The following is a 26,293-nucleotide window of genomic DNA, read 5'->3' as shown; positions in this document are numbered from 1 at the left end:
TCTGCCGCGTGGAAACATCTCAAAGTCTTTATAATAGACTTAACTGCCCCGGCGGCTTCCGCGCTCCGACCCCCCTCACTCGTACAAATAGCGCTGAAAGCCCACGAAGGTTTCGCGGATGGCCTGCACGCTGCCGAGCTCAGCCGCCGCGTCGTCGATGGTGTGGTACCTGAGCTCGACCAATTCTGCGAGCTTGTCCTGATCGAGCTCGCTGACTCCCTGGCTGACGTATTGGGCCAGGACAAAATCGAGAAACGTCTGCAGCTTGCCGTCGTAGTGCGTGAAGATGTCGGTACGCCGCGTCTCGACCCGTTCCGACCGCGTGATCGGCGCCAGCGCAAACGCGATGTAGCCAAGGACGTCGAACACATCGCTCTTTTCGGCATTAATCATCCGACTGATTTCGAGCAATTGCTCTTCGCCGAAGCCACTCTCCGACAGTGCCTGCAGCAACGCCTTGCGGGTGTCGGGCTTGCTCCATAGCCGCCGCAACTCGTCCTCGTCCTTGAACAGCCGCGGCAATTCGCCGAACAGCTTCTCGACCATCTGGTTGGCGGAGATCGGCTTGCCGTCGGGGCTCCAATAGCTGGTCGCCATCATGTGCTGGATGGTGCGCTCCTTGCCGTCCGCCAGCTTGATCTTGATCTGCTTCGGCTGCTCGGACGGCGGCTCTGGCTCGTAGTAAGCGCCTTCCTCTTCGCACCCCGGAGCTTTGGGCGGCTTCGGGTCGGCCGCGGGCGGCTCCATCGGCTCGCCGTCCCATTCCGGATCGTTGAAATGCTCGTAGGCCTTCACAAAGTCATAGATCGTGAAATAGTCCTTGCCGTCGAACAGCCGGGTGCCGCGGCCGATGATCTGCTTGAACTCGATCATGGTGCCGATCGGCCGCATCAGCACGATGTTACGGACGTTGCGGGCGTCGACGCCGGTCGACAGCTTCTGCGACGTGGTCAAAATCGTGGGAATTGTCTTCTCGTTGTTCTGGAAGGTGCGCAGCCACTGGTCCCCAAGCGCGCCGTCCTCCGCCGTCACCCGCACACAGTAGTTCGGATCGCTACTGGTCTTGATTTGGTTGACCAGGTCACGCACCAGCGCTGCGTGGGCCTGGGTGGCGCAGAACACCAGCGTCTTCTCGCGCTGATTGATCTGCTCCATGAACAACTTGACCCGATAGCGCTCGCGCTGCTCGATCTCGATGGTGCGGTTGAATTGCGGCTCGCGGTAGCGCTTGCCTTCCTCGATCTCGCCTTCGATCACCTTGTCGTCGGGCGTGTAGACATATTCGTCGAGAGTCGTGGCGATCTGCCGGACCTTGAACGGCGTGAGGAAGCCGTCGTTGATGCCGTCCTTCAGCGAATAGCTGTAAACCGGCTCGCCGAAATAGGCGTAGGTATCGACGTTGTCACGCCGCTTCGGCGTCGCGGTGAGGCCGAGTTGCACCGCCGGCGCAAAGTAGTCGAGAATGCCGCGCCAGTCGCCCTCGTTATTGGCGCCGCCGCGATGGCACTCGTCGATCACGATGAAATCGAAGAAGTCCTTCGGGTAGTCGCCGAAATACGGGGCGGGCTGGCCGTCCTCGTCGGTCCCGCTCATGAAAGTCTGGAAGATGGTGAAGAACACAGAGGCGTTCTTCGGCACCCGGCCCTTCTTGCGGATTTCCTCCGGCTTGATCCGCGCCAGCGCATCTTCCGGAAATGCCGAGAACGACAGATAGGCCTGGTTGGCGAGGATATTGCGGTCGGCCAGGAACAGGATGCGCGGGCGCCGCTCCGGCTTGCGGGTCAAATTCCAACGACTTTGAAACAGCGCCCAGGCGATCTGGAACGCGATCGCGGTCTTGCCGGTGCCGGTCGCCAGCGTCAGCAGGATGCGCTGCTGGCCTGCGGCAATCGCTTCGAGCGCGTTCTCGATGGCGTTGTGCTGATAATAGCGGGTCTGCCAGGTGCCGCCACGCTCTTCGAACGGCACCGCCGCGAAACGGTTGCGCCACTCGTTCGGCGTCTTGAACACTTCGGCCCATAATTCGTCGGGCGTGGGATAGCGGGAGACATAAGCCTCCTCGCCGGTCTCCATGTCGATCCGGTAGATGCGCTTGCCGTTGGTCGAGAACGCGAAGCGGGCCTGCAGTTTGGTCGCATAGGCCTTGGCCTGCCCGACGCCCTCGGTGTCGCCCTTGCCGACCGCCTTGGCCTCGATCACCGCCAGCTTGTGATTGCGGAAGGTGAGGACGTAGTCGGCGATTTCTTCCCGGCCGCGCCGGCCGGCGCCCTCGATCCGTCCCGGCGCGATCATCTCGCGGCGGACCCGGCTGTCCGCGACCACGCCCCACCCGGCCGCCCGCAGCGCGGGGTCGATCAGTTCGGCGCGGGTCTCGGCCTCATTCATGCGGCCTCGTCCCTCTGGCGAGGATCTGCTATAGTCGACGCCGGTCGACGGGCAGGAGTAGCGAATGAAGATCGCAGACATGGTCTACGAGCAGGTAAAGGCGCTGCCCGATCCGCTGGCGCGGGAAGTGCTGGATTTCGTCGAATTTCTGCGCGATCGGCAGGACCGGGCCGACTGGCGCGACCTGATGAATGCGCAGGCGAACTCACTGGCGCCGGTCTGGGACAATGCCGAGGACAGAGTCTGGGACGATGTTTGAACGCGGCGATCTGCTGCTGGTCCCGTTCCCGTTTTCGGACCTCTCCGCCACCAAGCGACGCCCGGTGTTGGTCCTGACCGCGCCTGACAGCTACGGCGACTTCATTGCGCTGCCGGTGACCTCCCGGCCGCAGTCGGACCACGGACTGCCGATCTTGCCGGACGATTTGGCAGGTGGGACGTTGCCGGCTCCGAGCTGGATCCGAACCAACCGTATCGTCACACTCAATGTCAGCCTGGTGATCAAATCCATCGGCCGCGTAACCGAACCTGTGGTCGCGGCGGCCGTGGACCGGTTTAGCGCATATGTCAGCTCTTCCGAACGAAGCTGAAGCTGCCATGCGGCAAGCATTTGTCGCCAAGCGTGCTTCGCTCGACCTCTCTTCCCTGTAGGTGCGGGTTGGGCCGTCGGTCATTCGGCGGCTTCTTTGATCGCGCTCAAGGGCGGAGCGGTCAGCTCACCGGAGAAGGCCTTCTGCAGGATGGATTGCTTCAAACTTTCAAGTTCTAACATCCTAGTTTCATAGTGCTTCTCTAACCGCCTCGCGGCCGACGACAATTCATCAAACTTATCCGCGAACTTCCTCTGCAATTGGACGCTGGACGGAAGATCAATTTTCTGCCCCCGCAAGATGGTTGCATTGATATTCGCTTGATTAACTGAACGGGCTGCCTTCGAACGTATCCTTGCTAGAAAATCGTTTGCGTTCATCAAGTACGCTGCAAAACGAGAATCCATCTTCTCGGGATCAAACGTTACGCGAATAAGATAGGAAGCAAAACAGTAGTCACCCTCAAGATCGAATCGCCCAGTTTTGCCGACTAAGTCGACGCTATTTGTTCTATTGAACAGAATGTCGCCCCGCCGCAGTCGATAGGACTCGAATTCAGCACGATCAATATTGATATACTTCATTCGGCCAGAATCGACCATTGCGCCTCGCTGAACCTCGCCCATACGGAAGATTCTGTAGCCCACCCCGTCCGAGTTCAACGTCCCTGATAGACCGTATTGCGTGGTCGCCACATCACCTATTTGCAGACTAATCCAATCGTCGCCCTTGGCCGTAAAGACAGCCGATACACTCCCCTCAAACAAATCACGTGCATTCTTGAGATTCTTCTCGGCGTTGGCGATCGCCGTCGCCAGTCCCGCAAAGGCCTCATCCAGAATGGCGACAATGCGGTGTTGTTCGGAGAGCGGAGGAAGAGGAATAGGCACTTCTTTGAGCTTTCCTCCAGATAGTTCTTTGAAGGTCGCACCTGTGCCCAAGTCATTTAGCAAGCCGACGACACTGCCAAGATAGTAATAGAGATACTTAAAGTGGATACTCGGCTTTGGAACGAGCCCTTTGCACCCCTGATTGGTTGCCATGGGAATGCTATTAATTACGAGATGACCAATTGGCGCCCGCGAAGACAGAATAACAGAATACGCGGGCAACAGGTTCGCTGCCGTGAGGCCCGCGTCCGTCAACCGCCTAGCTGTCGTATCCACGTAGGGGTCGCTTCGACGGCCCATTTCGGCCGGCGTTATCCACATGTGCTTCCCGCCCCAGAAAGTAGCAACATTAGTCTTGGGTGTTCCGCCGTTCACAACGTCGCAAACATCACCAATCGAAGTATCTCGCCACCCCTCCTTCACAGCATCCTCCCGATGCCTTCGAGAATCTCCGCGCTCTCGGCATCCAGCGCCATCATCTCGGCGATGATGTCCTTCGGATCGCGCAGCGCCGTTTCTTCTGCCTTGTTCGGGTTCTTCACCGACAGATCATGGGTCGCCTTGTCGATGCTCTTGACCTCGACGCTCCACGACTTGGCGCTGTCCCTGAACTTCGCCTGCAGCGAGACGAACTCCTTCAGATCGTCGTCGTTCAGCGGATTGGTCTTGCCGAGATTGCGGCCGGGGTCGCATTTGTAGAACCAGATCTTTCGCGTCGGCGCGCCCTTCTCGAAGAACAGCACCACGGTCTTCACGCCGGCGCCCTGGAAGGTGCCGCCCGGCATGTCCAGCACGGTGTGCAGATTGCAGTTTTCCAACAGCTCCTTACGCAGGGCCACCGAGGCGTTGTCGGTGTTCGACAGGAAGGTGTTCTTGATCACGATGGCGGCGCGACCGCCGGCCTTCAGCGACTTGATGAAATGCTGCAGGAACAGGAACGCGGTCTCGCCGGTCCTTATCGGAAAATTCTGCTGCACCTCCGGCCGCTCTTTGCCGCCGAACGGCGGATTGGCCAGCACGATGTCGTAGCGGTCCTTGTCCTGGATGTCGTCGATGTTCTCCGCCAGCGTATTGGCGTGCACGATGTTCGGCGCGTCGATGCCGTGCAGGATCATGTTCATGATCCCGATCACGTAAGCGAGGCTCTTCTTCTCCTTGCCGAAGAACGTCTTGTCCTGCAGCGTCTTCAGGTCCTTGGACGACAGGTCCGGCTTGCCGCGCAGATGATCATAGGCTTCGCACAAGAAGCCGGCCGAGCCGCAGGCCCCGTCATAGATGCGTTCGCCGATCTGCGGCTTGACGACCTGGATCATCGCACGGATCAGCGGGCGCGGCGTGTAGTACTCGCCGCCGTTGCGCCCGGCATTGCCCATGTTGCGGAGCTTGCCCTCGTAGAGTTCGGACAGCTCGTGCTTTTCACGTTGGGTTTTGAAACTGAGGCCGTCGACCAGTTCGAGCGCGTCGCGCAGCGAATAGCCGCTACGGAACTTGTTTTCGATCTCGGAGAAGATCTCGCCGATCTTGTATTCGATCGTGTTGGCGCCTTCGGCGCGGCGGCGGAAGCCCTTCAGATAAGGGAACAGCTTGGTGTTGACGAATTTGATCAGGTCGTCGCCGACCATCGCCTTGTCGTGGTCGAACGTGCCGTCCTTCTTCTTCGGCGCCGCCCAGCTCGACCAGCGATACCGCTTGTCGATAATGTAATCGTAGGCCTTGCCGTGCAGCTCGGCCTTCTGCGCGTTGGCGCGCTCCAGATCATCCAGATATCGGAGAAACAGAATCCACGAGGTCTGTTCAGTGTAATCCAGCTCGGTGGCGCAGCCTGCCTCTTTCCACAATACGTCGTCGATATTCTTGAAGGTCTGTTCGAACATGTCCTGCCGCTTGCCCTGCCCTGCCGGTCTTTACGCGCCCCGGTTGAGGGCAACCTAGCAGGGAGGCGGGCGAGACAAAACGAAATCGATCAATCGACGCTTCGTGAAAAGTGGCTCAGCCGTCTTGGTGGGCCCGGCAGGACTCGAACCTGCAACCAGACCGTTATGAGCGGCCGGCTCTAACCATTGAGCTACAGGCCCCGCCGGGGCCGCCGGAGCGGCAGGGGGCAGATGGCCATACAATGCCGCGCGGTCACGGGCAATCCATAGCTGGGTGCGCGCTGATCTTTGGCCACCCTAGCAAAATGGCATAGTCATCGCGGCGCGGGGCCGGCGTTCGGCTCCAGCTGGGCTTCCAGCGCGGCCTTGTCGAGGACCGACCAGACCTCCGCGATCTTGCCGTTCCGGATTTCGTAAAACACGTTCTCGGCGAAGCGGACCCGGCGTCCGTCGATGGCGAGGCCGAGAAAGCGGCCGGTCGGGGTGCAATCGAACCACAGCCGGCTGGCGATGCGCTCGGCGTCGCAGACCAGCAGCTCGAGGGCGAAGCGCAGGTCGGGGATATCGCGAACGTTCTGCTCCAGCATGGCGCGATAGCCGGCGAGCCCCAGCTCGTTGCCGTTGTGGCGCACCTCGTCGGCCACGAAGCCGCCGAGCGACGGCCAGTCGCGGCGATTGAGGCAGGCGATGTAGTCGCGATAAAAGCCGGCGAGATCCTGATCGCGCATCCATGCTCCCTGCGGACAGTGCTCTGGGCGTTTGCGCCCGCCAGCTACGCCACCGCCACGCTCGCCCCGCCCCGGCGCCGCCGCGAGCGCAGCCACAGCGCGGTGACGATGGTGACGTTGACGGCGTTCCAGGCGATGCCATTGAGGAAGGCGGCGGCGTAGGAGCCGGTGGCGTCGAAGATTGCGCCGGAGATCCAGCCGCCGAGCGACATGCCGACCACCGAGGCCAGGATGACCAGGCCGACGCGGGTTGCAGCCTCGCGCGCCGGCATCGCCTCGCGAACGATGATCGCATAGGCCGGCACGATGCCGCCCTGGAACAGGCCGAACATCGCCGAGATCAGATACAGCGACGGCAGGCTGTCGAAGAACAGGTAGAACAGCAGCGCCGCGCCCTGCGCCACCGCGCCGATCAGCAGCGTCGGAATGCCGCCGATGCGGTCGGCCAGAAAGCCGGAGCCGATCCGGCTGACGATGCCGAACGCCAGCATCAGCGACAGCATCTCGGCGCCGCGCGCGACGCCGTAGCCGAGATCACCGCAATAGGCGACGATGTGGACCTGTGGCATCGCCATCGCAACGCAACAGGCGATCGCGGCGACGCTCAGGATCGTGGTCAGCGTATTGGTGCCGAGCTGCAGGTCGATGCGCGGCGCCGGCGCGACCGCGGCGACGTGCGGCACGGCGGCGCGCATCCGGGCGCGCAGAACAAGCAGCGTCAGCGTCATCGCCACCACGCAGAACGCGCCGATCGCCAGATGCGTGGCGCGCCAGCCGTAAGTCTGCGTGCTCCAATTGACCAGCGGCGGCCACAGCGCGCCGCCCAGATAATTGCCCGAGGCGGAGATCGTCACCGCGAGGCCGCGATAGCGCTCGAACCAGTGCGACACCGCGGCCATCAGCGGCCCGAACGTCGCCGAGGCGCCGACGCCGATTACCAGATGCATCAGGTTGAATTGCCATTGCGCGGCCGACAGCCCCGCACCCGCATAGCCGGCCCCGATCAGCAGCACGCCGCTGCCGATCGCCGCGACGATGCCGAACCGGTCGGTCAGCTTGCCGGTGGCGACGCCGCCCAGCCCGAAGCCGAGCATCGCCATGGTGAAGGCCAGCGACGCCGCGCCGCGGCTGGCACCGAACTCGGCCTGCACCACCGGCAGCACCACGACCACCGACCACATCCCGACGCTGCCGATCGAGCCAATGACAAGCGCGAGCGCCAGCCTGATCCAGGCCTGACGCGAGTCGAGCACGAATGCCGGCCTTTGGCCGGTCGTTGATGAAGGCGTTTCCACGCCACAGCTTTGCCGCATGGTCGCAGGCGGTCAAGCGGCACCCGCGGCGTCCGGCCAAGCACAGCGGTTAAAGGCTCGTTAACTCTTTCCTAACCATAAACTCGGCAAAATTTGCCCAGTGATCTGAAGTGTCGTTGGCCGCGAACCGGGGAAGCCCGTGGACGCCAGTGCGGTGCCTCACGTTGCAGCCGGCGTCCCGCCTCTCGGAAGGCGGACGCGCGGCCATCGCAACCGACACGGGCGGGAAAAGGCGGCGGACATGACGGATACCACGGTCGGCCAGGGCACCGGCGGCGGTCTTCCCAGCTTCAAAGACATCGTCGCGATGCTGAAGCGCGGCGATCTCGCGCTCGCCTTCGGCGTGCTCACCATCCTGGTCGTGCTGATCCTGCCGCTGCCGGCGATCGTGCTCGACCTGTTCCTGGCGATCTCGATCACGCTGTCGATCCTGATCCTGATGACCGCGCTGTTCATTCAGGCGCCGCTGGAATTCTCCTCGTTCCCGACCGTGCTGCTGATCTCGACCATGCTGCGGCTGTCGCTGAACATGGCCTCGACCCGGCTGATCCTGTCGCACGGCCACGAGGGCACCGCCGCCGCCGGCCACGTCATCGAGGCGTTCGGCAACTTCGTGATGGGCGGCAATTTCGTGATCGGGATCATCGTCTTTACGATCCTGATCATCGTCAACTTCGTCGTCATCACCAAGGGTTCGGGCCGTATCGCCGAAGTCGCGGCGCGCTTCCAGCTCGACTCGATGCCCGGCAAGCAGATGGCGATCGACGCCGACCTGTCGGCCGGCCTGATCGATGAAGCCACCGCCAAGACCCGCCGCAAGGAGCTCGAGGACGAGAGCGGCTTCTTCGGCGCCATGGACGGTGCCTCGAAGTTTGTCCGCGGCGACGCCATCGCCGGCCTGCTGGTGGTGTTCATCAACGTGATCGGCGGCATCATCATCGGTGTCGCGCAGCAGGGGCTGAGCTTCGCCGAAGCCGGCCACACCTATACGCTGCTGACCGTCGGCGACGGCCTCGTCACCCAGGTGCCGGCGCTGATCGTCTCGACCGCCGCCGGCCTCCTGGTGTCGAAGGCCGGCATCTCCGGCTCCGCCGACAAGGCGCTGATGGGCCAGCTGTCGGGCTATCCGCAAGCGCTCGGCATGGCGGCCGGCGTCATGCTGGTGCTGGCTGCGCTGCCCGGCATCCCGACGCTGCCATTCCTGGCGCTCGGCGGTGGTGCGGGGTGGCTGGCGGTCAAGGCGAGCCGGCGCAAGAAGGAGACCAAGGCAGCGGCCGACGTCGCGGCTGCGCAGTCGCCGGCCGGAATGGCCGCCGCCGCCGCCGCGACCGCCGAGGAGCCGATCAGCGCCGCGCTGAAGATCGACGATCTGAAGATCGAGCTCGGCTACGCGCTGCTGCCGCTGGTCAATGGCCCGGACGGCACCGACCGCCTCACCGAGCAGATCAAGGCGCTGCGCCGCTCGCTGGCGATCGAGATGGGCTTCGTGATGCCGGCGGTGCGCATCCTCGACAACGTCCAGCTCGAAGCCAACACCTACGTCATCAAGATCAAGGAAGTCGATGCCGGCACCGGCCGGATCTGGCCGAACCAGTTCATGGTGATGGATCCGGGCGGTGAACAGGTCACGGTGCCGGGCATCCACACCACCGAGCCGACCTTCGGCCTGCCCGCCACCTGGGTGGACGCGGCGTTCAAGGAAGAGGCTTCGCTCAAGGGCTACACGGTGGTCGATGCCGCCACCGTGCTGTCGACGCATCTGACCGAACTGCTCAAGGGCAACATGTCGGACCTGCTGTCCTACGGCGAGACGCAGAAGCTGCTGAAGGATCTGCCGCCGGAGCAGTCCGAACTCGTCAAGGACATCGTGCCGGGCCAGATCACCGTGTCGGGCATTCAGCGCGTACTGCAGTTGCTGCTGGCGGAGCGGATCTCGATCCGCGACCTCTCGACCATCCTCGAAGGCATCGCCGATGCACTCGCCTTCTCGCGCAATCCGTCGACCATCGTCGAGCACGTCCGCGCCCGGCTGGCGCGGCAGATCTGCGCGCAGAATACGTCCTACAACGGCTACCTGCCGCTGATCGCGCTATCGGCGAAGTGGGAGCAAGCCTTCGCCGAATCGATCATCGGCCAGGGCGACGAGCGCAGCCTGGCGATGGCGCCGTCGAAGCTGTCGGAATTCATGACGGCGGTCCGCGACAAGTTCGAGCAGGCCGCGCGCGAAGGCGAAGCCCCGGTGCTGGTGACCTCAGCGGCGATCCGGCCATTCGTCCGGTCGCTGGTCGAGCGGTTCCGGGCCCAGACCACGGTGCTGTCGCAGGCCGAAATCCATCCGAGGGCGCGGTTGAAAACCGTTGGCAGCGTCTGATGCGCGTCACCAAATCGGCGCCCCGGCGCTCGCTCCCGGTGCGATATTTTCGTCACAGACAAGCCCGGCGAGCATTCATTCGTTGAGCAAGGGTAAACGGTGGCGCTGTACCGCCGCGCCCGCGAAGACATTTAAGTCACTGAATAACAACAACTTATCGATTTTTTCGCAGCTGCACCCTCGCGGCGCTTCAAGTCTTATCACCGGCTTGTGATCGGATATTGGGAACGGGAAAGCGATGGACTACGTTTGTTCGGCGAGTTGTTTGAACCTGCTTCGAGATAGCGACTACCAATTCTCGAAGGTGGAGAAAGACACCAGGAGGCTTCCCATGAACCACTCGATCTATAGCGCCGATCGTTCGACCCACCTGAAGGTGGTCGCAGTTGCGCTGGTCGCAGGGATCGCCGTAGCCGGGCTTGGTATCACGGCACGCCTTGGCGCCAATGATGGTTATGCGCAGACGGCGCGGGTGATCAAAGCCGACAAGCCTGTGATGCTTTCGACGTCGAACAACACGGCGATTCGCTGAGGTCGGGCAACCTGGTTGGCGGAGACTGATCAGCTTCAATTCGAGTTTGCATTCACGCGGCGCTTGTTAAGCCCCCAGGTCGACCGCGTGTGATGCAGTGATCCACTCGCCCCAAGTGGATCACCAGAGAAAGCGCCCGCTCCCCACGGGCGCTTTCTTTTTGCGTCGTCGCGATCGCGCTCTATCAGCCCAACTACGCAGCCACATCCAAGCGGGATGTTGGCGTCTCTGCGCGATCAGGGCTTCGGCGGCACCGGCATCGGCGGCATGGTTTCGACCAGCTTGCCGGAGTACACAATCGGGCCGGTGGCAACGCCCGTCGGCGAGCCGCCTTCGGGCTCAATGGTCACCGCGTAAGTCGCCTTGTTGACCATGTCCGGGTCATAGGACGCCATCGACGGGTTGATGGTGAAGTCGTGCGAGCCGATCACGCCGAGCGAGCGCGGCTTCTGCAGTTTGTCCGACACCAGCCATAGCTCATAACTCTTGCCGGGCTCCGGCGTCGCAGCGACGCGGCGGACCATGAACATCTTGTTGGCCGGGTCGACGGTGAGAATGAACGCCGGCGAGTCGCCACCCTGCTGCAGCACCGCGACGTACTGGGCCGGCATCGCCGGCGCCGGCGTCTCGACCTTGACGATCTGGGTTCGGACCGGCGGCCGGAGCGCATTAGGCAACAGATCCGGCTGATAAAGCTGCGCGCCGAGCACTAGTAGCAGCGCGGCCGCGATCGCACCGGTGGCGCCGGCGACGCGCTTCCACACATAGGTCTGCTTGGCGAAGCGCACGACGCGCATCGATTCCGGGCTGAGGCCGGTGTCGTTGGCGGGGCGCGGCGGGACGATCACCGTGTCGGAGGCCGGAGCGGCAGCGGCAAGCGGCAACGCGAAGGCCTGCTGATCGCCGGCTGCGCCGATCGCAGCCTTGATCCGCTCCCACACCTCCGGCGACGGCTCGACGCCGCCGACCATCTGGTTGAGTGCGCTCAGCCTGATCTGCCACGACTCGACGACAGCCGCGTAGTCCTTGTCGGCGGCCATCATGGCCTCGACCTGCGCCCGCTCGTCGGCATCGAGTGTGCCGAGCGCATATTCCGCGGCGAGCGCGATATGGTCTTCGCTCATGGCCATCAGATGAGTCCCAGACACTCCCGAATATCGAGCATGCTACGGCGAAGCCAGGTCTTGACCGTGTTCACCGGTGCGTCGAACTTCGCCGCGAGCTGTTCGCGGCTCCAACCGTTGTAGTAAGCGAGCAGCACGAGCTTCTGACGGTCCGGCTCCAGCCGGCCGACGCATTCGAGCAGTCGCTTCAATTCCTCTGTCATCTCGCGGCGGGCGAGCGGGTCCGGCGAATCGGCGGCGGCCTCCTGGGCGGACGGCTCGTCCTCGATCGAGACTTCGCTGCGCTTGCGCGCGACGTCGATGGCCCGATTCCGCGCGATCGACGCCATCCAGGTAATCGGCGAAGCAACGCCGGGATTGAACGTCCCTGCGCTGTTCCAGATCTTGACGTAAGCTTCCTGGACGACTTCTTCCGCGAGATCCTGACGGCGCAAGATACGCAGAACGACGCCATAGAGTTTCGCGCGCGTGGCGTTGTAGAGCCGCTCGAAGGCCGCCTGGTCCCCCTTGGCCACAGCAGCGATCAGCCAGACCAACTCAGCCGACGTCAGCATTCAGTCCCCACCCCGGCGGTCGCGCCGCTCCGGTCGCCTTCGGCCGATCCCCTCGGCCAGTTGCCAGCATATCCCGCGCCTGCGCATTCCGCCACGGCGCCACCGCGGCGATTGTGGATACTCCAAACAAAAAGCCCGGGCGAGGGCCCGGGCTCTGCGATGGCGAAGCGGCGTCCGATCAGGCGATGGCGCCCATTCGGGACCGCATCAGGCCGATGCTGTCCAGGTCGGCCTGCTCACGGGCATTCTCCTCGGCACGTTCGCGGGCCTGGTCGCGCTCGTCGAGCAGCTCGACCTTCTTGAGCTCGTCGTAGGCTTCGGAGAGTTGCGCGCGCGCGTCCTCGAGCTGCGCCCGCAGTTCGTCGGCCGAACGGGTCAGATTCTCGCGCCGCTGGATCGCGGCCTTGGCGTAGGTGGGATAGGCGAAGTGCGTGGGGTCGCTGATGCCGGCGCGTTCCTGTTCGGTCTGGATTTCGCGCTCCAGATCCACCGACATACGCTGGAAGTCCGCGATCATTCCCTCGATCTGGGCCACTCGCCTGCGCCGTTCGTCGACCTGAAACTTCTTCAAGCGGATCAGCGTGTCACGTGACTTCATCGACTCGTACTCCCCAGAAGTCCCGATTCAACGCGGGACATCGCCGGCGTGCCGCAACGGGCCAACCGGCAAAACGATTGACGTGCCAAGCATGATGACGTGACAAAGTTAGCGTTCCGTTTCCACGGACTTCAGGATCTGGTCGAGTTGGGCATAACCTGAGGACAAGTCGGTCGCCTCGTCCTTGCCCTGGCGCAGGAACTCCTCGAGCGGCTCGTGCAGCCGTACTGCCTCGTCGACTTCGGCGCTGGAGCCGGGCCGATAGGCACCGAGCCGGATCAGTTCCTCCATGTCGGCATACGTTGCCATGATCTGCCGGGCTCGCTTGATCACCGGCAGATAGGCGGGATCGCAGGACCGCGGCATGGTTCGCGACACCGATTTGAGCACGTTGATCGCAGGGTAACGGCCGCGTTCTGCAATCGAGCGCTGCATCACGATGTGGCCGTCGAGAATGCCGCGGACGGCGTCGGCGACCGGCTCGTTATGATCGTCGCCATCGACCAGCACCGTAAAGATGCCGCTGATGGTTCCCTCTCCCATTCCCGGACCGGCGCGCTCGAGCAGCTTCGGCAGTTCGGTGAACACGGTCGGGGTGTAGCCCTTGGCGGTCGGCGGCTCGCCTGCGGACAGCCCGATCTCCCGCTGCGCCATGGCGAAGCGAGTCACCGAGTCCATCAGACACAACACGTCCTTGCCTTCGTCGCGAAAATATTCGGCGATCGACAGCGTCAGATAGGCCGCCTGGCGGCGCATCAGCGCCGGCTCGTCCGAGGTTGCGATCACCACCACCGAGCGAGAGAGGCCCTCCTCGCCGAGATCGTCCTGCAGGAACTCCTGGACCTCGCGGCCGCGTTCGCCGATCAGCCCGATCACCGAGACGGCGGCGTCGACGTTCCGCGCCAGCATCGACAACAGCACCGACTTGCCGACGCCGGAACCGGCGAAGATGCCCATGCGCTGACCGCGGCAGCAGGTGAGAAAGGTATTGAGCGCGCGCACGCCGAGATCGAGCGGCGCGCCGACCCGCTTGCGCGAATGCGCCGGCGGTGGCGAGTTGCGAAACGGCATCGGCGACGGCCCCTGCGGCAGCGGCCCCTTGCCGTCGATCGGTTCGCCCAAAGCGTTAACGACGCGTCCGAGCCAGGCCTGACAAGGGCGAACCTGTGCGGCCGAGTTCGCGATCACCGCGCGGCAGCCGCGGCGCACGCCTTCGAGCCCGGCGAAGGGCATCACCATCGCGTTGTTCCCGGTGAAGCCGATCACCTCGCACGGAATGGTGCGACTTCCCCCGGTTTCCACAACGATACGGGCACCTACGGACATCGCGTGGATCGGCCCCGCGATCTCGACCATGAGGCCGCGAACGCCCACAACACGGCCATAAATGTTGACGCCGTCGATATCGCCGATCTGTTCCGCCAGGGCCTTCATTGCGAAACCCTTAAGTTTGTCGGGGGCGGCGCTGTCACCTTAACTTCGTGTTTACCCGCATCGTTAATCATTGCGTCACTGTCTTTGGTGGCTGAACGCGCTTGCCCATCAGAACGAAGGTGCGAGTCGCGGGAGTCGGTTGAAACTGACTCTTAATGTGAAACTTGAAGAGGCCGGGTAACAAAAAGCTGCTTCTGCGCAACATCTTACGTCGATTCTGCAAAAATTGCACGAACAGAGCTTGCGGACCAGAATCAGGATTTGTTAACCATACCTCGTCAGGATCCGAATCAGTTGTTCAGAGGCGTTTCCAGTGCCGCAGGTAGTGCGGACGCCTGACGCCCGGAGCGGCGCTATAAGGGGACTGGCATGCGCGTATTGCTGATTGAAGACGACAGCGCGACTGCGCAGTCGATCGAATTGATGCTCAAATCCGAGAGTTTCAATGTCTATACGACGGATCTCGGTGAAGAAGGCGTCGACCTCGGCAAGTTGTACGACTACGACATCATCCTGCTTGATCTGAACCTGCCGGACATGTCCGGTTACGACGTTCTCAAGCAGCTGCGCGTCTCCAAGATCAAAACCCCGATCCTGATCCTGTCCGGTCTCGCCGGCATCGAGGACAAGGTGAAGGGTCTCGGCGTCGGCGCCGACGACTACATGACCAAGCCGTTCCACAAGGACGAGCTGGTCGCGCGCATCCACGCCATCGTCCGCCGGTCCAAGGGCCATGCCCAGTCGGTGATCCAGACCGGCGACCTCGTCGTCAATCTCGACACCAAGACCGTCGAAGTCGGCGGCCAGCGCGTGCATCTAACCGGCAAGGAATATCAGATGCTGGAGCTGCTCTCGCTGCGCAAGGGCACCACGCTGACCAAGGAAATGTTCCTGAACCATCTCTACGGCGGGATGGACGAACCGGAACTGAAGATCATCGACGTCTTCATCTGCAAGCTGCGCAAGAAGCTCGCCAACGCTTCCGACGGCCGCAACTTCATCGAAACCGTCTGGGGCCGCGGCTACGTGCTGCGCGAACCGACCGAAGACGACGTCCGCATTCCGGCCTGAGGGCCGCACAGCCTTCTACCGAGCGCCCGTCCGGCGCTCACCCGAGAGACTTCAGCCCCGCCGCAAATGGCGGGGCTTTTGTTTGTGGGGTGGCATCGGCAGAGCGGGCGGGCGGAACAAACAAGGCCCGCGTTCCAGCGTACGCCGTCATGCCGGGACGCGCGCGTGAGCGCGCGAACCCGGAATGAAGGAGAGAGAGTTCGACCCGCCGCCTCAGCGTATTGGAATGCCCAAGCCTATGCAGCAAAGACGGCGTGCAGCCTCAGGCCCGAAGCCCGGCAAGCTGACCCAGCGGCTTGGCCGCTGGGACGATCGACGGCGACTTCGTCAGCGAGTTCGGCAGATAGATGCCGCGGCGCGTCGCGTGGGGTTTGAAAGTATCCGTCAGTCCGACGACGGTCTCCGCGGCGCCGAGGGCGAGGTAGCCGTCGGGCTCGAGCCGCTTGGCCAGCCGCTCGAAGATCGACACCTTGGTCGCCTGATCGAAATAGATCAGCACGTTGCGGCAGAAGATGACGTCGAACATGCCGAGCTGCGAATAATCCTGCAGCAGGTTGAACTGGCGGTGCTGGATCATCGAGCGCAATTCGGGGCTGATTTCCCAGAGGTCGCCGATCTGCTTGAAGTACTTCACCAGCAGCTGGATCGGCAGACCGCGCTGCACTTCGAACTGGCTGAACAGCCCGGACCTGGATTTCTCCAACACCGCCTGCGACAGGTCTGTGGCGATGATCTCGAACCGCCAGCCGGCGACCGCCGGGCCGAGCTCCTTGAGGCACATCGCGATCGAGTACGGCTCCTGCCCGGTCGACGACGCCGCACACCAGATCCGCAGGCTGCGCTTGCCGGCGCGGGCCTGCAGCAAGGCCGGCAGGATCTCCTCGCGCAGATGATCGAACGGCAGCTTGTCGCGGAAGAAGAAGGTCTCGTTGGTGGTCATCGCTTCGACCACGTCGGCGGTGACCTTGTCGGCGCCATTCTTCATCTTCTGAACGAGATCGCCGATGCCGTCGAGACCGAGCCGGCGCGCCAGCGGCAGCAGCCGGCTCTCGACGAGATATTGCTTGTCGGTGGACAGATCGAGGCCTGAACGTTCCTTGAGCGCCTTGCGCAGATAGTCGAAATCGACAGGCGTCACGAACGATCTCCTGAAAACAACCGAACCAGCTTCGGACCAATCTGATTGAGCGGCAGCACCGCAGCGCAGATGCCGGCATTGGCGGCGGCACCGGGCATCCCCCAGACCACGCTGCTCGCTTCGTCCTGGGCGATCACGCTGCCGCCGGCCGCGACGATCTCCTTGCCGCCGCGCATGCCGTCCGAGCCCATGCCGGTCAGCACCACCGCGAGAATCCCGCTCTGCCAGACATCGATCGCCGAGGTGAACAGCGGATCGACCGCAGGCTTGCAGAAGTTCACCGGCGGCCCGTCGTCGAGCGCGATCACCGGATTACCGCCCTGCTTGGCGACGCGCATGTGGCGGCCGCCTGGCGCCAGATAGATGCGGCCGGGCTTGATCGCTTCGCCATCGACGCCTTCGTGCGCCGGATGGCGCGAGGCGCGCATCAGGTGCTCGGCCAGAATCGTCGTGAAGGTTGGCGGCATGTGCTGCGTGATCAGCACCGGATAACGGTCGATCAACGGGCCGATATCGGCGACCAGCGTCATCAGCGCCTGCGGTCCGCCGGTCGACGAGCCGATCAGCAATACGCGCGGCGCGGTCGCGCCGAATGCGCGCTTCACCAGCGCCGCCTGGCTGGCCACGGTCGGAGCAGCCGGCGCGAGGGGCGCGGCAGGCTCACGCAGCACGGCGGGCGCCGCAGCCGCAACCGGAGCAACGCCGGTGGCGCGGCGGCGCACCTTGCTGCCGAGATGGCGGATCTTCTGCAGCAGGTCGTGCTTGAAGATCTCGGCGGCGTGCGGTTCCCGCGTGGTCTCGGGCTTCGGAATGTAGTCGGCGGCGCCGAGCGACAGCGCCTTGAAGCTGATCTCCGCGTTGCGGCGGGTCAGCGTCGACGCCATGATGATGATCAGGTCGCGCTTCTTGGCGAGCAGCTTCGGCAGCGCCGAGATGCCGTCGAGTTCGGGCATCTCGATATCGAGCACGGCGACGTCCGGCCGGATTCGGTCGATCTGATTGACCGCATCGAGCCCGGTCCGCAGCGAGGCCGCGACCGTCATGTCCGGCTCGGCTTCGACCCAGCGCGAAATCAGCCCGCGGATCACGACGGAATCGTCGACGATCATCACGCGCAGGGGCTCGTACTGCGTCGAACTTGCGGCGGGACTACCTGCCAATGCTACACTCATCACTCACCGACGCAACGCAACTCCCCCACCGCGTCGGATGACGCGGCGTCGACCGCCTTTCGGCAGATCAGACCAGCTCAGCTCAGATCAGGCCGACTTCCTGAAACTTCGCCGTCACGATGTCCTTGTCGAACGGCTTCATGATGTACTCGTTGGCGCCGGCATGAAGTGCGCGCGCAATGTGGGCGACGTCGTTCTCGGTGGTGCAGAACACCACCTTAGGGGCGTCACCGCCCGGCATCCGGCGCAGATTGCGCAGGAATTCGTAGCCGTCCATGACCGGCATGTTCCAATCGAGCAGCACCGCATCGGGCAGCCCGTTCTTGCAGGCCTCGAGGGCTTTCTCGCCGTCCTCGGCCTCGACGATCTCGAACTCGAGTCCTTCGAGGATACGCCGTGCGACCTTTCGGATCACGCTCGAGTCGTCGACCACCAAACATGTCTTCATTGTCTGCCTCTGTCAGTCAGCGCCCGAACGAACGGACGATTGTTGTCGCCGGTACGTTCCGATTACGCGGCCATCCGCGCGTTTGCGATTTCGAGAACCTTGTCGACGTCGAGCACGACCATCAGCTGGCCGTCCAGACGATGCACGCCGTTGGCGAAGGAAGCCATCCGCGGGTCGAGATTGACCGGGTTGACCTCGCGTCCCTCGTCCGGAAGCGTCAGCACCTCGCCGATCGTGTCGATCAGCAAGCCGTAGGATTCGCCGCGCAGATCGACGCCCATCGCCATCGGCGGCTTGCCGCTGTCGTTCTTCGGCAGGCCGAGCCGGGCGCGCATGTCGATCGCAGTGACGATGCGGCCGCGCAGATTGAGCACGCCGGCGACGTCGTCGGGCGCCAACGGCACCCGCGTCAGCCGCTCGGGCATGAACACGTCCTGCACCCGCGAGATCGGCAACCCGAACAGCTGCCCGCCGATCATCGCCGTGGCGTATTGAGTGGTGTTACCGCTGATGGCGTCGACTTGCCGGCTCATCGTGTGGTGTCCTTCCTGGTCCTTCGTCATGCCGCCTGCTGCTGCTGCAGCTCGGCCCGTTCATGGCCGATGGTCTGCTCCTTGAGCGCTGCGATCAGGCCCGGGCGGTCGAACTTGGCCACGTAGTCGGAGAGTCCGGCCTGGCGTCCGCGCTCGATCGCCGCCGGCGACACCAGCGAGGACAATGCGATCACCGGGGTCGCGCCCAGCTTGGCATCGGCGCGGATCGCCTCGGCGAATTCGAAGCCGTTCATCTCCGGCATCTCGATGTCGGTCAGGATGACATCGAACTGAGCGCCGGTGCGCAGTACCGACAATCCTTCGACCGCCGACGTCGCGACCCGCACCTTGTAGCCCGCGGCCTTCAGCACCGGGCCGAGCATGTTGCGGAAGAAGGCGGAGTCGTCGACCAGCAGCACCGAACGGGTGCTGATCGATTGCTTCATTTCCTTGCGGGCGAGCCAATCGGAGAACGCCATCGGCAGGAAGTGCGCGACGTCGATGACTTCGGTCGCGAGTCCCTTGATCACGGCCGAGCCGAGAATGCCCTCGCGGCTGGAGCCGACCTGGATCTGCAGATGCTCCTCGACGATGTCGACGATCTCGTCGACGACGAGGCCCATGCTGCGGTCTTCGTCGGCGAACACCAGGATCGGCTGGACGCCGGTGGTGGCGACCGTCACGCCTTCCATCAGCACCAGCGGCATCAGCTGGTCGCGGTACTGCACCATATAGCGGCCGTTCGACATCTCCACCTTGTCGGCGGCAATCTCTTCGAGGCGGGTGACCAGCGACAGCGGCACCGCCTTCGGCTGCGGCGAGCCGGAGCGGAAGACGAGCAGCGAGGTAAGCTGTTCGGTCGACGCGGCGCGCGTCGCGGCGCTCTGCTCGGACAGATCGTGCTGTGCCGACACCGAGGTGCCGAGAGCCTGCGCGATCCCGTTCGGGTCGACGATCATGATCACCGCGCCGTCACCCAGGATGGTGTTGCCGGAGAACATGCCGATGTGACGCAGCTTGGTGGACATCGGTTTGACGACGATTTCCTCGGTGTGGAACACCGCGTCGACGACGATGCCGAAGGTCTGGCTGCCGACCTGCGTGACCACGATGAAGCCGTTCTCCGGCTCGGTCGAGCCGGTGCCGTCATCGATGTGCAGCAGCTTCTTCAGGTGCATCAACGGCAGCAGCTTGTCGCGCAGCCGCAGCACCGGAGTGTCCTTGATACGCTCGATGCGGTGCTCGGAGTTTGCACGGGCGCGCACCAGCTCGACGACCGCGAGCTGCGGGATCGCGAAGCGGTCGCCGCCGGCCTCGACGATCAGCGCCGAGACGATCGCCAGCGTCAGCGGGATCTTGATGGTCACGCTGGAGCCCTCGCCGGCCACCGACTTGATTTCGATCGTGCCGCCGATCTGATCGATATTGGTGCGCACCACGTCCATGCCGACGCCGCGGCCGGACACGCTGGTGACTTCGGCAGCGGTCGAGAAGCCCGGCGCGAAGATGAACTTGTGGATCTGCGCCTCGGTCATCTTCTCGACGTCGGCCTCGGTGACGAGACCGTTGGCGATCGCCTTGGCCTTGATCCGCTCGGTATCGAGACCGCGGCCGTTGTCGGCGATGCAGATCACGATGTGGCCGCCTTCGTGATAGGCGGACAGGCGGATGGTGCCCTGCTCGGGCTTGCCGTTACGCACCCGCTCCTCGGGCTTTTCGAGCCCGTGGTCGGCGGAGTTGCGCACCATGTGGGTGAGCGGGTCCTTGATCAGGTCGAGCACCTGGCGGTCGAGCTCGGTGTCGGCGCCGTGCATCTCGAGTTCGATGTGCTTGCCGAGTTCGGAAGCGAGATCGCGCACGATCCGCGGCAGCTTCTGCCAGGCGTTGCCGATCGGCTGCATGCGGGTCTTCATCACGCCGTCTTGCAGCTCGGCGGTGACGGTCGAGAGCCGCTGCAGCGGCACCTTGAACTCGGTGTCCTCGTGGCGGCGGCTGATCTCAAGCAGCTGATTGCGGGTCAGCACCAGCTCCGACACCATCGTCATCAGGTGTTCGAGCGTATCGACGTTGACGCGGATCGACTGGTTGGCGATGCGATCGCCTTCGGCCGGGGCCTCCTGGTCGTTGGCCTTCTTGGCCGCCTTGGCGGCAGGCTTCGCCGCGGGCTTGGCGGCCTCGGCGACCGGAGCAGCCGCGGCGGGCGCCGGGGCGTCCTGCTGGGCAGCGGGCGCCAGCGGGGGCGCTTCGATCTCGATCGCGGTCTCGCGGAAGGCGCGCTCCAGCTCGTCGAGCGAGACTTCGCCCGGACGCAGCGGTCGCTCCAGCGTCTGCGGCACCAAGGTGCCCTCCGCCTTCGGGGGCTCCACCGCTTCGGCTTCGGCGATCGTTTCGACGACGTCGGCTTCGGCCGCCCCGGCGAGCGGCGGCGCTTCGCCGAGTTCGGCGGCGAGTTCTTCCGGCGTGCGCATCGACAGGCGTTCGAGTTCGCCGATCAGGTCGCCGTCCTCGCCCTCGGGCTCGGCTTCGGTGGCTTCCAGGCCGCCGAGAATGTCCTTGATGCGGTCGATCGTGGTCAGGATCAGCGTCACGGCCTCGCCGGTGACCGGCATGCCGTCGCGGAATTTGCCCATCAGCGTCTCGGCCGCATGCGCCAGCGCTTCCAGTCGCGGCAGCCCGAGGAAACCGCAAGTGCCCTTGATGGTGTGAACAAGCCGGAAGATATTATCGAGAATCTTCGCGTTGTTCGGCTCCTGTTCGAAGCGGACCAGTTGGTTATCAACTGTGTCCAGGCTCTCGAAGGTTTCCGTCAAGAACTCACGGAGAAGATCGTCCATGTGCGCTGGCCTCTTTACGCGGGCGCACGGCAACAGCCGTGACCGAGTGATGCGGCCACTGTCTGCGGAAAGCGTTTAATATTGGTTGCGTATTCGGCTTCGACCGTTCCGAATGAATCCGAGTCGAACACGTACTAATACCAGGGAAGACCCGTAACCGGGCCTTTACCATGTCGATCCGGCGCTTAGCGCGGGACTAGACGGCGCTTACCACCAAGGTATCGCCTTCGGGGGCCAGCGACACGGTCAGGCCGCATGCTTCCGCCAAAAGTCGCGTGTAGTAGGGCTGCACGCCGTGGGACTCGATCGGGCCCGAATGCTTGCCGCTGAGCATATCGACGATGGCCTGCGGGGTTCGCACGTTGAGACCGGCGGCGATCACGCGGAACGACAAATTGTCGCCCTCGCCGACCGGATCGATCGTCAGCGTGCCGCCGCGCGGAATCGTCTGCTGCGCGATGATCAGCATGTTGAGCAGCAGCTTGACGCGATTCTTGGCGAGCAGCAGGCGCGGCAAATTCCAGGAGATCTTGGTCTTCTCGTCCTCGAGATGACCGCGCGCCATGTTCTGGGCGTCGCCCAGATCGATCTGGGCGCCGGCGGAGCCGGCCGCGCCGAACGCCAGCCGGCAGAACTGCAGCCGGGCCGACGCCGTCTTGGCGCTCTTGCGGATCAGGTCGAGGGCGAAGTCGCGGTCTTCCTGCTTGTTGCTGTCATCCAGCACTTCGAGGCCATTGACGATCGCGCCGACCGGGCTGATGAGATCGTGGCAAACCCGCGAACAGAGCAGCGCCGCCAGTTCGAGCGCATCCGGAGCGGGAGCCTGGACGGGAGTGGGACTGTCGGACATCTGTCTGCTCCTGGGAAGCCGCACCGGTCGTTCAAACGGGCTCGTTCAAAACGAATCAGCCATGGTGCATGGCTTGATACACTGCGGCCGCTTGCGCTGCCAACATCAGGGCCGTTGCGAAACCGGCCGGACTGGGAGATCAGACGATGGCGACGGGGCGTGCGGCGGAACGGGAGCCATCGATATCGTGTGACGACGCCGTCGCCTGGATCGAGCCGCTGACCGAACTGGTGCTGCGCGCCGGCGCGGCGATCCTGGCGATCGACCGATCCGGACAGGTCGACCACAAATCCGACGGCTCCCCGGTGACGGCCGCCGACCTCGCCGCCGACCGGGTCATCGCCGAAGGGCTGGCCCAGATCGCTCCGCAACTGCCGACGCTGTCCGAGGAGCGCTGCGGGCTCGGCCGGCCGCAGGCGCGCAGCTTCTTCGTGATCGACCCGCTCGACGGCACCAAGGAATACGTTGCCGGCCGTGACGAATTCACCGTCAACCTGGCCTTGGTCAGCGACGGCGAGCCGCTGCTGGGCATCGTCGGCGCGCCGGCGCTCGGGGTGATCTGGCGTGGTCTCGTCGGGCACGGCGCGGAGCGGCTGACGATTGCACCGGACGGCGCCAGCTACACCACGACCACGATCCGGACCCGACCACTGCCGCCGCAGGGGCAGCCCTGGACGGTCGCGATCAGCCGGTCGCATCTCGACGACGACACCCTCGCCTTCATCGCGGCCCGTCCCGGCGCCGTAAGGTCGCAAATGGGCTCGGCGCTCAAATTCGGCCGGATTGCCGAGGGCGCGGCGGACATCTATCCGCGGATGTCGCCAACCTGCGAATGGGACATTGCGGCCGGAGCCGCGGTGGTGATCGCCGCCGGCGGGAAACTGACGGATCGCCACGGCGAGCCGCTGCGGTTCGACGTACCGCGGCCGAACTTCATCGTGCCGAACTTCATCGCGTGGGGCGACCCGAGCGCGGCGACCTGATCTGGCCCGCGCAATCCGTTATTGGGCCAGCGTCGCCTGCACGGCGGGCCACTGCTGCCGCGCCTGCTTCAGGTAGCGCTCCGGATCGGCCGAAAAGGCGTCCCGGCTCTCTTCGCGGTCGAACAGAAACAGCCGCTGGCCGCTGACCAGCCACACCAGCGGATTGCCCTGCAGCGGCACGCCGCGCGCGATCCCGACCGGGTCATAGCCGCCGAATTGCGGGCTGTAGATGTCCGGATTGGCGACGAACGCCGCCATGTTGGCCGCGTTGCAGAACCGCCAGATCGCGCCGCTCGCGGACGCCTCGTAATCCGCAACTCCCATCCGGGCCTCGCGGTCGGTGAAATAGGCGACCGGATCGAAGCCGTCGATCGCAAGCCCCGTGTAGCGATCCACCACCACCCGCTCGGTCGTCGCCGCCTGCAGCCGCGGCCACGGAGCGGACGCGAGCAGCAGCGCGGCGAGCCAGATCGTGGCAAATCCGAGGCGCATCGCGTTCCCTTCCTGCCGTTCTGCCGTCATAGTTGATCTCGATAAGGATCGAATCGTGGGGCCGATGCGCCACACTAGCCGGCGGCCATCAGCGTCCGGTTAAAGTGGTTGCCGGGTATCGAAGACCCAGGGGTGAGGTTGATGACCATCGTTTCACGTCGTGCTGCGCTGGCGCTGCTTGCGTCCGCGGCCCTGATCGCGCCGGCTGCGGCGCAGCAGCAGCCATTGCCCCCCAGGGCGCAGGCGGGCCCGAATACCTACGGGCCCGAAGAATTGACCAGCGCCGGCCATCGCTTCTTCGGCAATGTGTCGCGCGGCCTCGCCTCGGTGATCGAGCGCGCTGTGAGCCAATGGGGCCTGCCCAACGGCTATGTGCTGGGTGAGGAAGGCTCGGGCGCGTTCGTGGCCGGCCTGCGCTATGGCGAAGGCACACTCTACACCAAGAACGCCGGCGACCTGCGGGTGTACTGGCAGGGCCCGTCGGTCGGCTTCGACTGGGGCGGCAACGGCGCCCGCACCATGACGCTGGTCTACAACCTGCCCTCCACCAACGCGATCTACCAGCGCTTCGGCGGCATCGACGGCTCGGCCTATGTGGTCGGCGGCTTCGGCATGACGGCGCTGACCGCCAACGGCATCGTGCTGGTGCCGATCCAGTCCGGCATCGGGCTGCGGCTCGGCGCCAATATCGGCTATCTGAAGTTCACCCCGACGGCGACCTGGAATCCGTTCTGACCGGGCGCGCCGCGACCGGCGCCATCCCGTCCCGGCATTCACGTTAACGCCGCAACGCACTGGCGCAACGGCTGCGCTCCGTGGCATTGTCCGGCCGGAATCTCCGGCCGGACGGCGACGTTTGCCCGGCGCCTCGTCCGCCACGGCTCACCGCCCATCGGTTTCGCCATCTGACGTCGCGCAGGCGCAAGCCGCCTCCCTGGCCGGTCCACACAGCGTTCCGCTTTCGGGATCTCGGGTAGGAGAACGTCATGGTCGAGCAGATCATGTATCTGGCGATCGGCTTTCTGGCCGCGATGCTGCTCGCGCTGATGATCGCGCCGCTGGTGCATAATCGCGCGGTGCGGCTGACCACCAAGCGGCTGGAGGCGGCCACGCCGCTGTCGATGGCCGAGATCCAGGCCGACAAGGACCAGCTCCGCGCCGAATTCGCGATGTCGGCGCGGCGGCTGGAGATGAGCGTCGAGCAACTCCGCAACAAGACTACCAGCCAGCTCGCCGAAATCGGCCGCAAGACCGACGCGGTCAACCGTCTCAAGGTTGAGCTCGCCGAGAAGAACGAAGCCATCATCACGCTGGAGGCGCGCGAGAAGGCGCTCAACGAGCAACTTCGCACCACCGAGCAGGACTTCGCCACCAAGACTCAGGAGCTGCGCGCCGCCGAGGCCGCGCTCGCCGAGCGCCAGGCGGAGCTCGCCCGCATCAATGCCGAACTCGCCGACCGCTCATTGCAGGCCGATACCCGCCAGGTCGAACTGGTCGCGGTGCGGGCCCAAATCGAAGAGCTGCGCGCCCGCGTCGGCGAAGCCGAGCGCGAATTCACCGCGACCCAGACCCGGCTCGAAGCCCAGCGCGGCGAAACCGTCAGCACCAGCCGCGAGCTGAGCGAGGCCCGCAGCCGCGCCGAGCAACTCGGCAGCCGCGTCGCCGATCTCGACCGCCAACTCGTCGCGCAGGTCAAGGAAGCCGAGCAGCTCGGCAGCCGGGTCGCGGCGCTGGAAGCCGAGAATGCCGGCCTGCGCGCCGCCGCGACGGCTGCCGAGCAGGAATTGCAGCGGCTCCGCGGTGGCAAGGCGTCTCCGAAAGAAAAGGTCGGCGGCAACGCGGATGTCGCCCGGCTGCAGGCCGAAAAGGCCGCGCTCGAAGACCAGCTCCGCCAGTCCCGCGAAGAGCGCGCCGCCGCGCAACGCGAACTGGCGGCGATCCAGCAGCAGGCCGAGAACAACTGGGCGACCGAGCGGATGGAGAACGCCCTGCTGCGCGAACGCATCAACGACATCGCCGCCGAAGTCGCCAAGCTGGCGATGACGCTCGAGGGGCCGGATTCGCCGATCGAGGCGATCCTCGCCGGCCAGGGCAGCGCGGCGCCGGCGCCCGCAGCAAAGGCAACGACCCGCGCCAACGGCACCGAGGCAGCGGCGGCGCCGGTCGTGGGCGGCACGCTCGCCGAACGCATCCGCGCCCTGCAATCGCATGCGTCGCGGGCGCGGCAGATCGGCTGAGCAGCTCAAGCCGGCCGCGCGCAGGATGGTTTGGCCCGAGCCGCAAATGGGTGAACGAAGCGGCAAATTTCCGGCTTGCCGCTTGACACCCGAGCCCCTCACTCCGTAAATCGCGCCTCTACGGTCACCGGGACCAGCCGCC

At 64.5% G+C, this 26,293-nt stretch carries 24 protein-coding genes and 1 tRNA gene; 8 read left to right on the top strand and 17 right to left on the bottom strand.

Going from position 1 to position 26,293, the window contains the following annotated elements; all coding sequences use genetic code 11:
- Positions 1-75: 75 nt before the first annotated feature.
- Positions 76-2,385: an EcoAI/FtnUII family type I restriction enzme subunit R gene (hsdR, locus tag ACFFJ6_RS05205; protein WP_378385054.1), complete on the bottom strand. Its 2,310-nt coding sequence runs from the start codon at positions 2,383-2,385 to the stop codon at positions 76-78.
- A gap of 64 nt (positions 2,386-2,449) precedes the next feature.
- On the opposite strand from hsdR, the gene ACFFJ6_RS05200 reads away from it, so the two are divergent.
- Complete coding sequence (locus ACFFJ6_RS05200; RefSeq protein WP_378385052.1) at positions 2,450-2,644, top strand: DUF2281 domain-containing protein; 195 nt, start codon at positions 2,450-2,452, stop codon at positions 2,642-2,644.
- The gene (locus tag ACFFJ6_RS05195; protein WP_378385050.1) at positions 2,637-2,975 is read left to right on the top strand and encodes a type II toxin-antitoxin system PemK/MazF family toxin; all 339 of its coding nucleotides are present in this window, start codon (positions 2,637-2,639) and stop codon (positions 2,973-2,975) included. Before ACFFJ6_RS05200 ends, ACFFJ6_RS05195 begins: the two co-directional genes overlap by 8 nt.
- A gap of 80 nt (positions 2,976-3,055) precedes the next feature.
- On the opposite strand, the gene ACFFJ6_RS05190 is transcribed toward ACFFJ6_RS05195, so the two are convergent.
- From ACFFJ6_RS05190 to ACFFJ6_RS05170, 5 genes are all read right to left on the bottom strand, one after another.
- Positions 3,056-4,288, bottom strand: a complete 1,233-nt coding sequence (locus tag ACFFJ6_RS05190) for a restriction endonuclease subunit S (protein ID WP_378385048.1) — start codon at positions 4,286-4,288, stop codon at positions 3,056-3,058.
- Entirely contained in the window at positions 4,285-5,739 is a 1,455-nt protein-coding gene (locus tag ACFFJ6_RS05185) for a class I SAM-dependent DNA methyltransferase (RefSeq protein ID WP_378385046.1), read from the bottom strand. Before ACFFJ6_RS05185 ends, ACFFJ6_RS05190 begins: the two co-directional genes overlap by 4 nt.
- A gap of 125 nt (positions 5,740-5,864) precedes the next feature.
- A tRNA-Ile gene (locus tag ACFFJ6_RS05180) sits at positions 5,865-5,940 on the bottom strand.
- A gap of 113 nt (positions 5,941-6,053) precedes the next feature.
- Positions 6,054-6,467, bottom strand: coding sequence for an ester cyclase (locus ACFFJ6_RS05175; protein WP_378385044.1), 414 nt, complete (start codon positions 6,465-6,467; stop codon positions 6,054-6,056).
- Between the two features lie 44 nt (positions 6,468-6,511).
- On the bottom strand, positions 6,512-7,762 hold the full coding sequence (locus tag ACFFJ6_RS05170; RefSeq protein ID WP_378385042.1) for an MFS transporter: 1,251 nt from the start codon (positions 7,760-7,762) through the stop codon (positions 6,512-6,514).
- A gap of 259 nt (positions 7,763-8,021) precedes the next feature.
- Here ACFFJ6_RS05170 and flhA point away from each other — a divergent pair, with 259 nt between their 5' ends.
- Positions 8,022-10,151, top strand: a complete 2,130-nt coding sequence (gene flhA / locus ACFFJ6_RS05165; RefSeq protein WP_378385040.1) for a flagellar biosynthesis protein FlhA — start codon at positions 8,022-8,024, stop codon at positions 10,149-10,151.
- A gap of 331 nt (positions 10,152-10,482) precedes the next feature.
- Entirely contained in the window at positions 10,483-10,683 is a 201-nt protein-coding gene (locus tag ACFFJ6_RS05160; RefSeq protein ID WP_378385038.1) for a hypothetical protein, read from the top strand.
- A 236-nt stretch (positions 10,684-10,919) separates the two neighbouring features.
- Here the strand turns inward: ACFFJ6_RS05160 and ACFFJ6_RS05155 are convergent, their stop codons facing one another.
- From ACFFJ6_RS05155 to fliI, 4 genes are all read right to left on the bottom strand, one after another.
- Positions 10,920-11,813, bottom strand: a complete 894-nt coding sequence (locus ACFFJ6_RS05155) for an anti-sigma factor (protein WP_378385036.1) — start codon at positions 11,811-11,813, stop codon at positions 10,920-10,922.
- Positions 11,813-12,361, bottom strand: a complete 549-nt coding sequence (locus tag ACFFJ6_RS05150) for a sigma-70 family RNA polymerase sigma factor (protein WP_378385034.1) — start codon at positions 12,359-12,361, stop codon at positions 11,813-11,815. Before ACFFJ6_RS05150 ends, ACFFJ6_RS05155 begins: the two co-directional genes overlap by 1 nt.
- 178 nt (positions 12,362-12,539) lie before the next feature.
- On the bottom strand, positions 12,540-12,959 hold the full coding sequence (fliJ, locus tag ACFFJ6_RS05145) for a flagellar export protein FliJ (protein WP_378385032.1): 420 nt from the start codon (positions 12,957-12,959) through the stop codon (positions 12,540-12,542).
- A 108-nt stretch (positions 12,960-13,067) separates the two neighbouring features.
- Positions 13,068-14,393, bottom strand: a complete 1,326-nt coding sequence (fliI, locus tag ACFFJ6_RS05140; protein ID WP_378385030.1) for a flagellar protein export ATPase FliI — start codon at positions 14,391-14,393, stop codon at positions 13,068-13,070.
- A 369-nt stretch (positions 14,394-14,762) separates the two neighbouring features.
- On the opposite strand from fliI, the gene ctrA reads away from it, so the two are divergent.
- A complete protein-coding gene (gene ctrA, locus ACFFJ6_RS05135; protein WP_011442789.1) occupies positions 14,763-15,464 on the top strand; it encodes a response regulator transcription factor CtrA in 702 nt (233 codons plus the stop codon).
- A gap of 262 nt (positions 15,465-15,726) precedes the next feature.
- On the opposite strand, the gene ACFFJ6_RS05130 is transcribed toward ctrA, so the two are convergent.
- The 6 genes from ACFFJ6_RS05130 to chpT all read right to left on the bottom strand — a co-directional run bounded on the left by ACFFJ6_RS05130 (position 15,727) and on the right by chpT (position 22,439).
- On the bottom strand, positions 15,727-16,602 hold the full coding sequence (locus ACFFJ6_RS05130; RefSeq protein ID WP_378385027.1) for a CheR family methyltransferase: 876 nt from the start codon (positions 16,600-16,602) through the stop codon (positions 15,727-15,729).
- On the bottom strand, positions 16,599-17,774 hold the full coding sequence (locus tag ACFFJ6_RS05125) for a protein-glutamate methylesterase/protein-glutamine glutaminase (RefSeq protein ID WP_378385025.1): 1,176 nt from the start codon (positions 17,772-17,774) through the stop codon (positions 16,599-16,601). The genes ACFFJ6_RS05130 and ACFFJ6_RS05125 overlap by 4 nt, the downstream gene beginning before the upstream one ends.
- 82 nt (positions 17,775-17,856) lie before the next feature.
- A complete protein-coding gene (locus ACFFJ6_RS05120; protein ID WP_378385022.1) occupies positions 17,857-18,222 on the bottom strand; it encodes a response regulator in 366 nt (121 codons plus the stop codon).
- Between the two features lie 62 nt (positions 18,223-18,284).
- Positions 18,285-18,755: a chemotaxis protein CheW gene (locus ACFFJ6_RS05115; protein WP_197279631.1), complete on the bottom strand. Its 471-nt coding sequence runs from the start codon at positions 18,753-18,755 to the stop codon at positions 18,285-18,287.
- A 26-nt stretch (positions 18,756-18,781) separates the two neighbouring features.
- A complete protein-coding gene (locus ACFFJ6_RS05110) occupies positions 18,782-21,589 on the bottom strand; it encodes a hybrid sensor histidine kinase/response regulator (RefSeq protein WP_378385019.1) in 2,808 nt (935 codons plus the stop codon).
- Between the two features lie 196 nt (positions 21,590-21,785).
- Positions 21,786-22,439, bottom strand: coding sequence for a histidine phosphotransferase ChpT (chpT, locus tag ACFFJ6_RS05105; protein WP_378385017.1), 654 nt, complete (start codon positions 22,437-22,439; stop codon positions 21,786-21,788).
- A 146-nt stretch (positions 22,440-22,585) separates the two neighbouring features.
- Between chpT and ACFFJ6_RS05100 the strand changes: the two genes are divergently transcribed.
- On the top strand, positions 22,586-23,422 hold the full coding sequence (locus ACFFJ6_RS05100) for a 3'(2'),5'-bisphosphate nucleotidase CysQ family protein (protein WP_378385014.1): 837 nt from the start codon (positions 22,586-22,588) through the stop codon (positions 23,420-23,422).
- A gap of 18 nt (positions 23,423-23,440) precedes the next feature.
- Here the strand turns inward: ACFFJ6_RS05100 and ACFFJ6_RS05095 are convergent, their stop codons facing one another.
- The gene (locus tag ACFFJ6_RS05095) at positions 23,441-23,944 is read right to left on the bottom strand and encodes a YHS domain-containing (seleno)protein (RefSeq protein WP_378385012.1); all 504 of its coding nucleotides are present in this window, start codon (positions 23,942-23,944) and stop codon (positions 23,441-23,443) included.
- A gap of 111 nt (positions 23,945-24,055) precedes the next feature.
- On the opposite strand from ACFFJ6_RS05095, the gene ACFFJ6_RS05090 reads away from it, so the two are divergent.
- Both ACFFJ6_RS05090 and ACFFJ6_RS05085 read left to right on the top strand, forming a co-directional pair.
- Positions 24,056-24,649 carry a DUF1134 domain-containing protein gene (locus tag ACFFJ6_RS05090; RefSeq protein WP_378385010.1) on the top strand — a complete coding sequence of 198 codons (594 nt, stop codon included), beginning with the start codon at positions 24,056-24,058 and terminating at the stop codon, positions 24,647-24,649.
- 251 nt (positions 24,650-24,900) lie between these two features.
- On the top strand, positions 24,901-26,151 hold the full coding sequence (locus ACFFJ6_RS05085; protein WP_378385007.1) for a coiled-coil domain-containing protein: 1,251 nt from the start codon (positions 24,901-24,903) through the stop codon (positions 26,149-26,151).
- Positions 26,152-26,293 lie beyond the last annotated feature (142 nt).

The organism is Rhodopseudomonas telluris (genome assembly GCF_042432815.1).
Lineage (GTDB): Bacteria > Pseudomonadota > Alphaproteobacteria > Rhizobiales > Xanthobacteraceae > Rhodopseudomonas > Rhodopseudomonas telluris.
The sequence above is the reverse complement of the archived record's forward strand: the minus strand, read 5'-3'. Positions and strand labels throughout refer to the sequence as shown.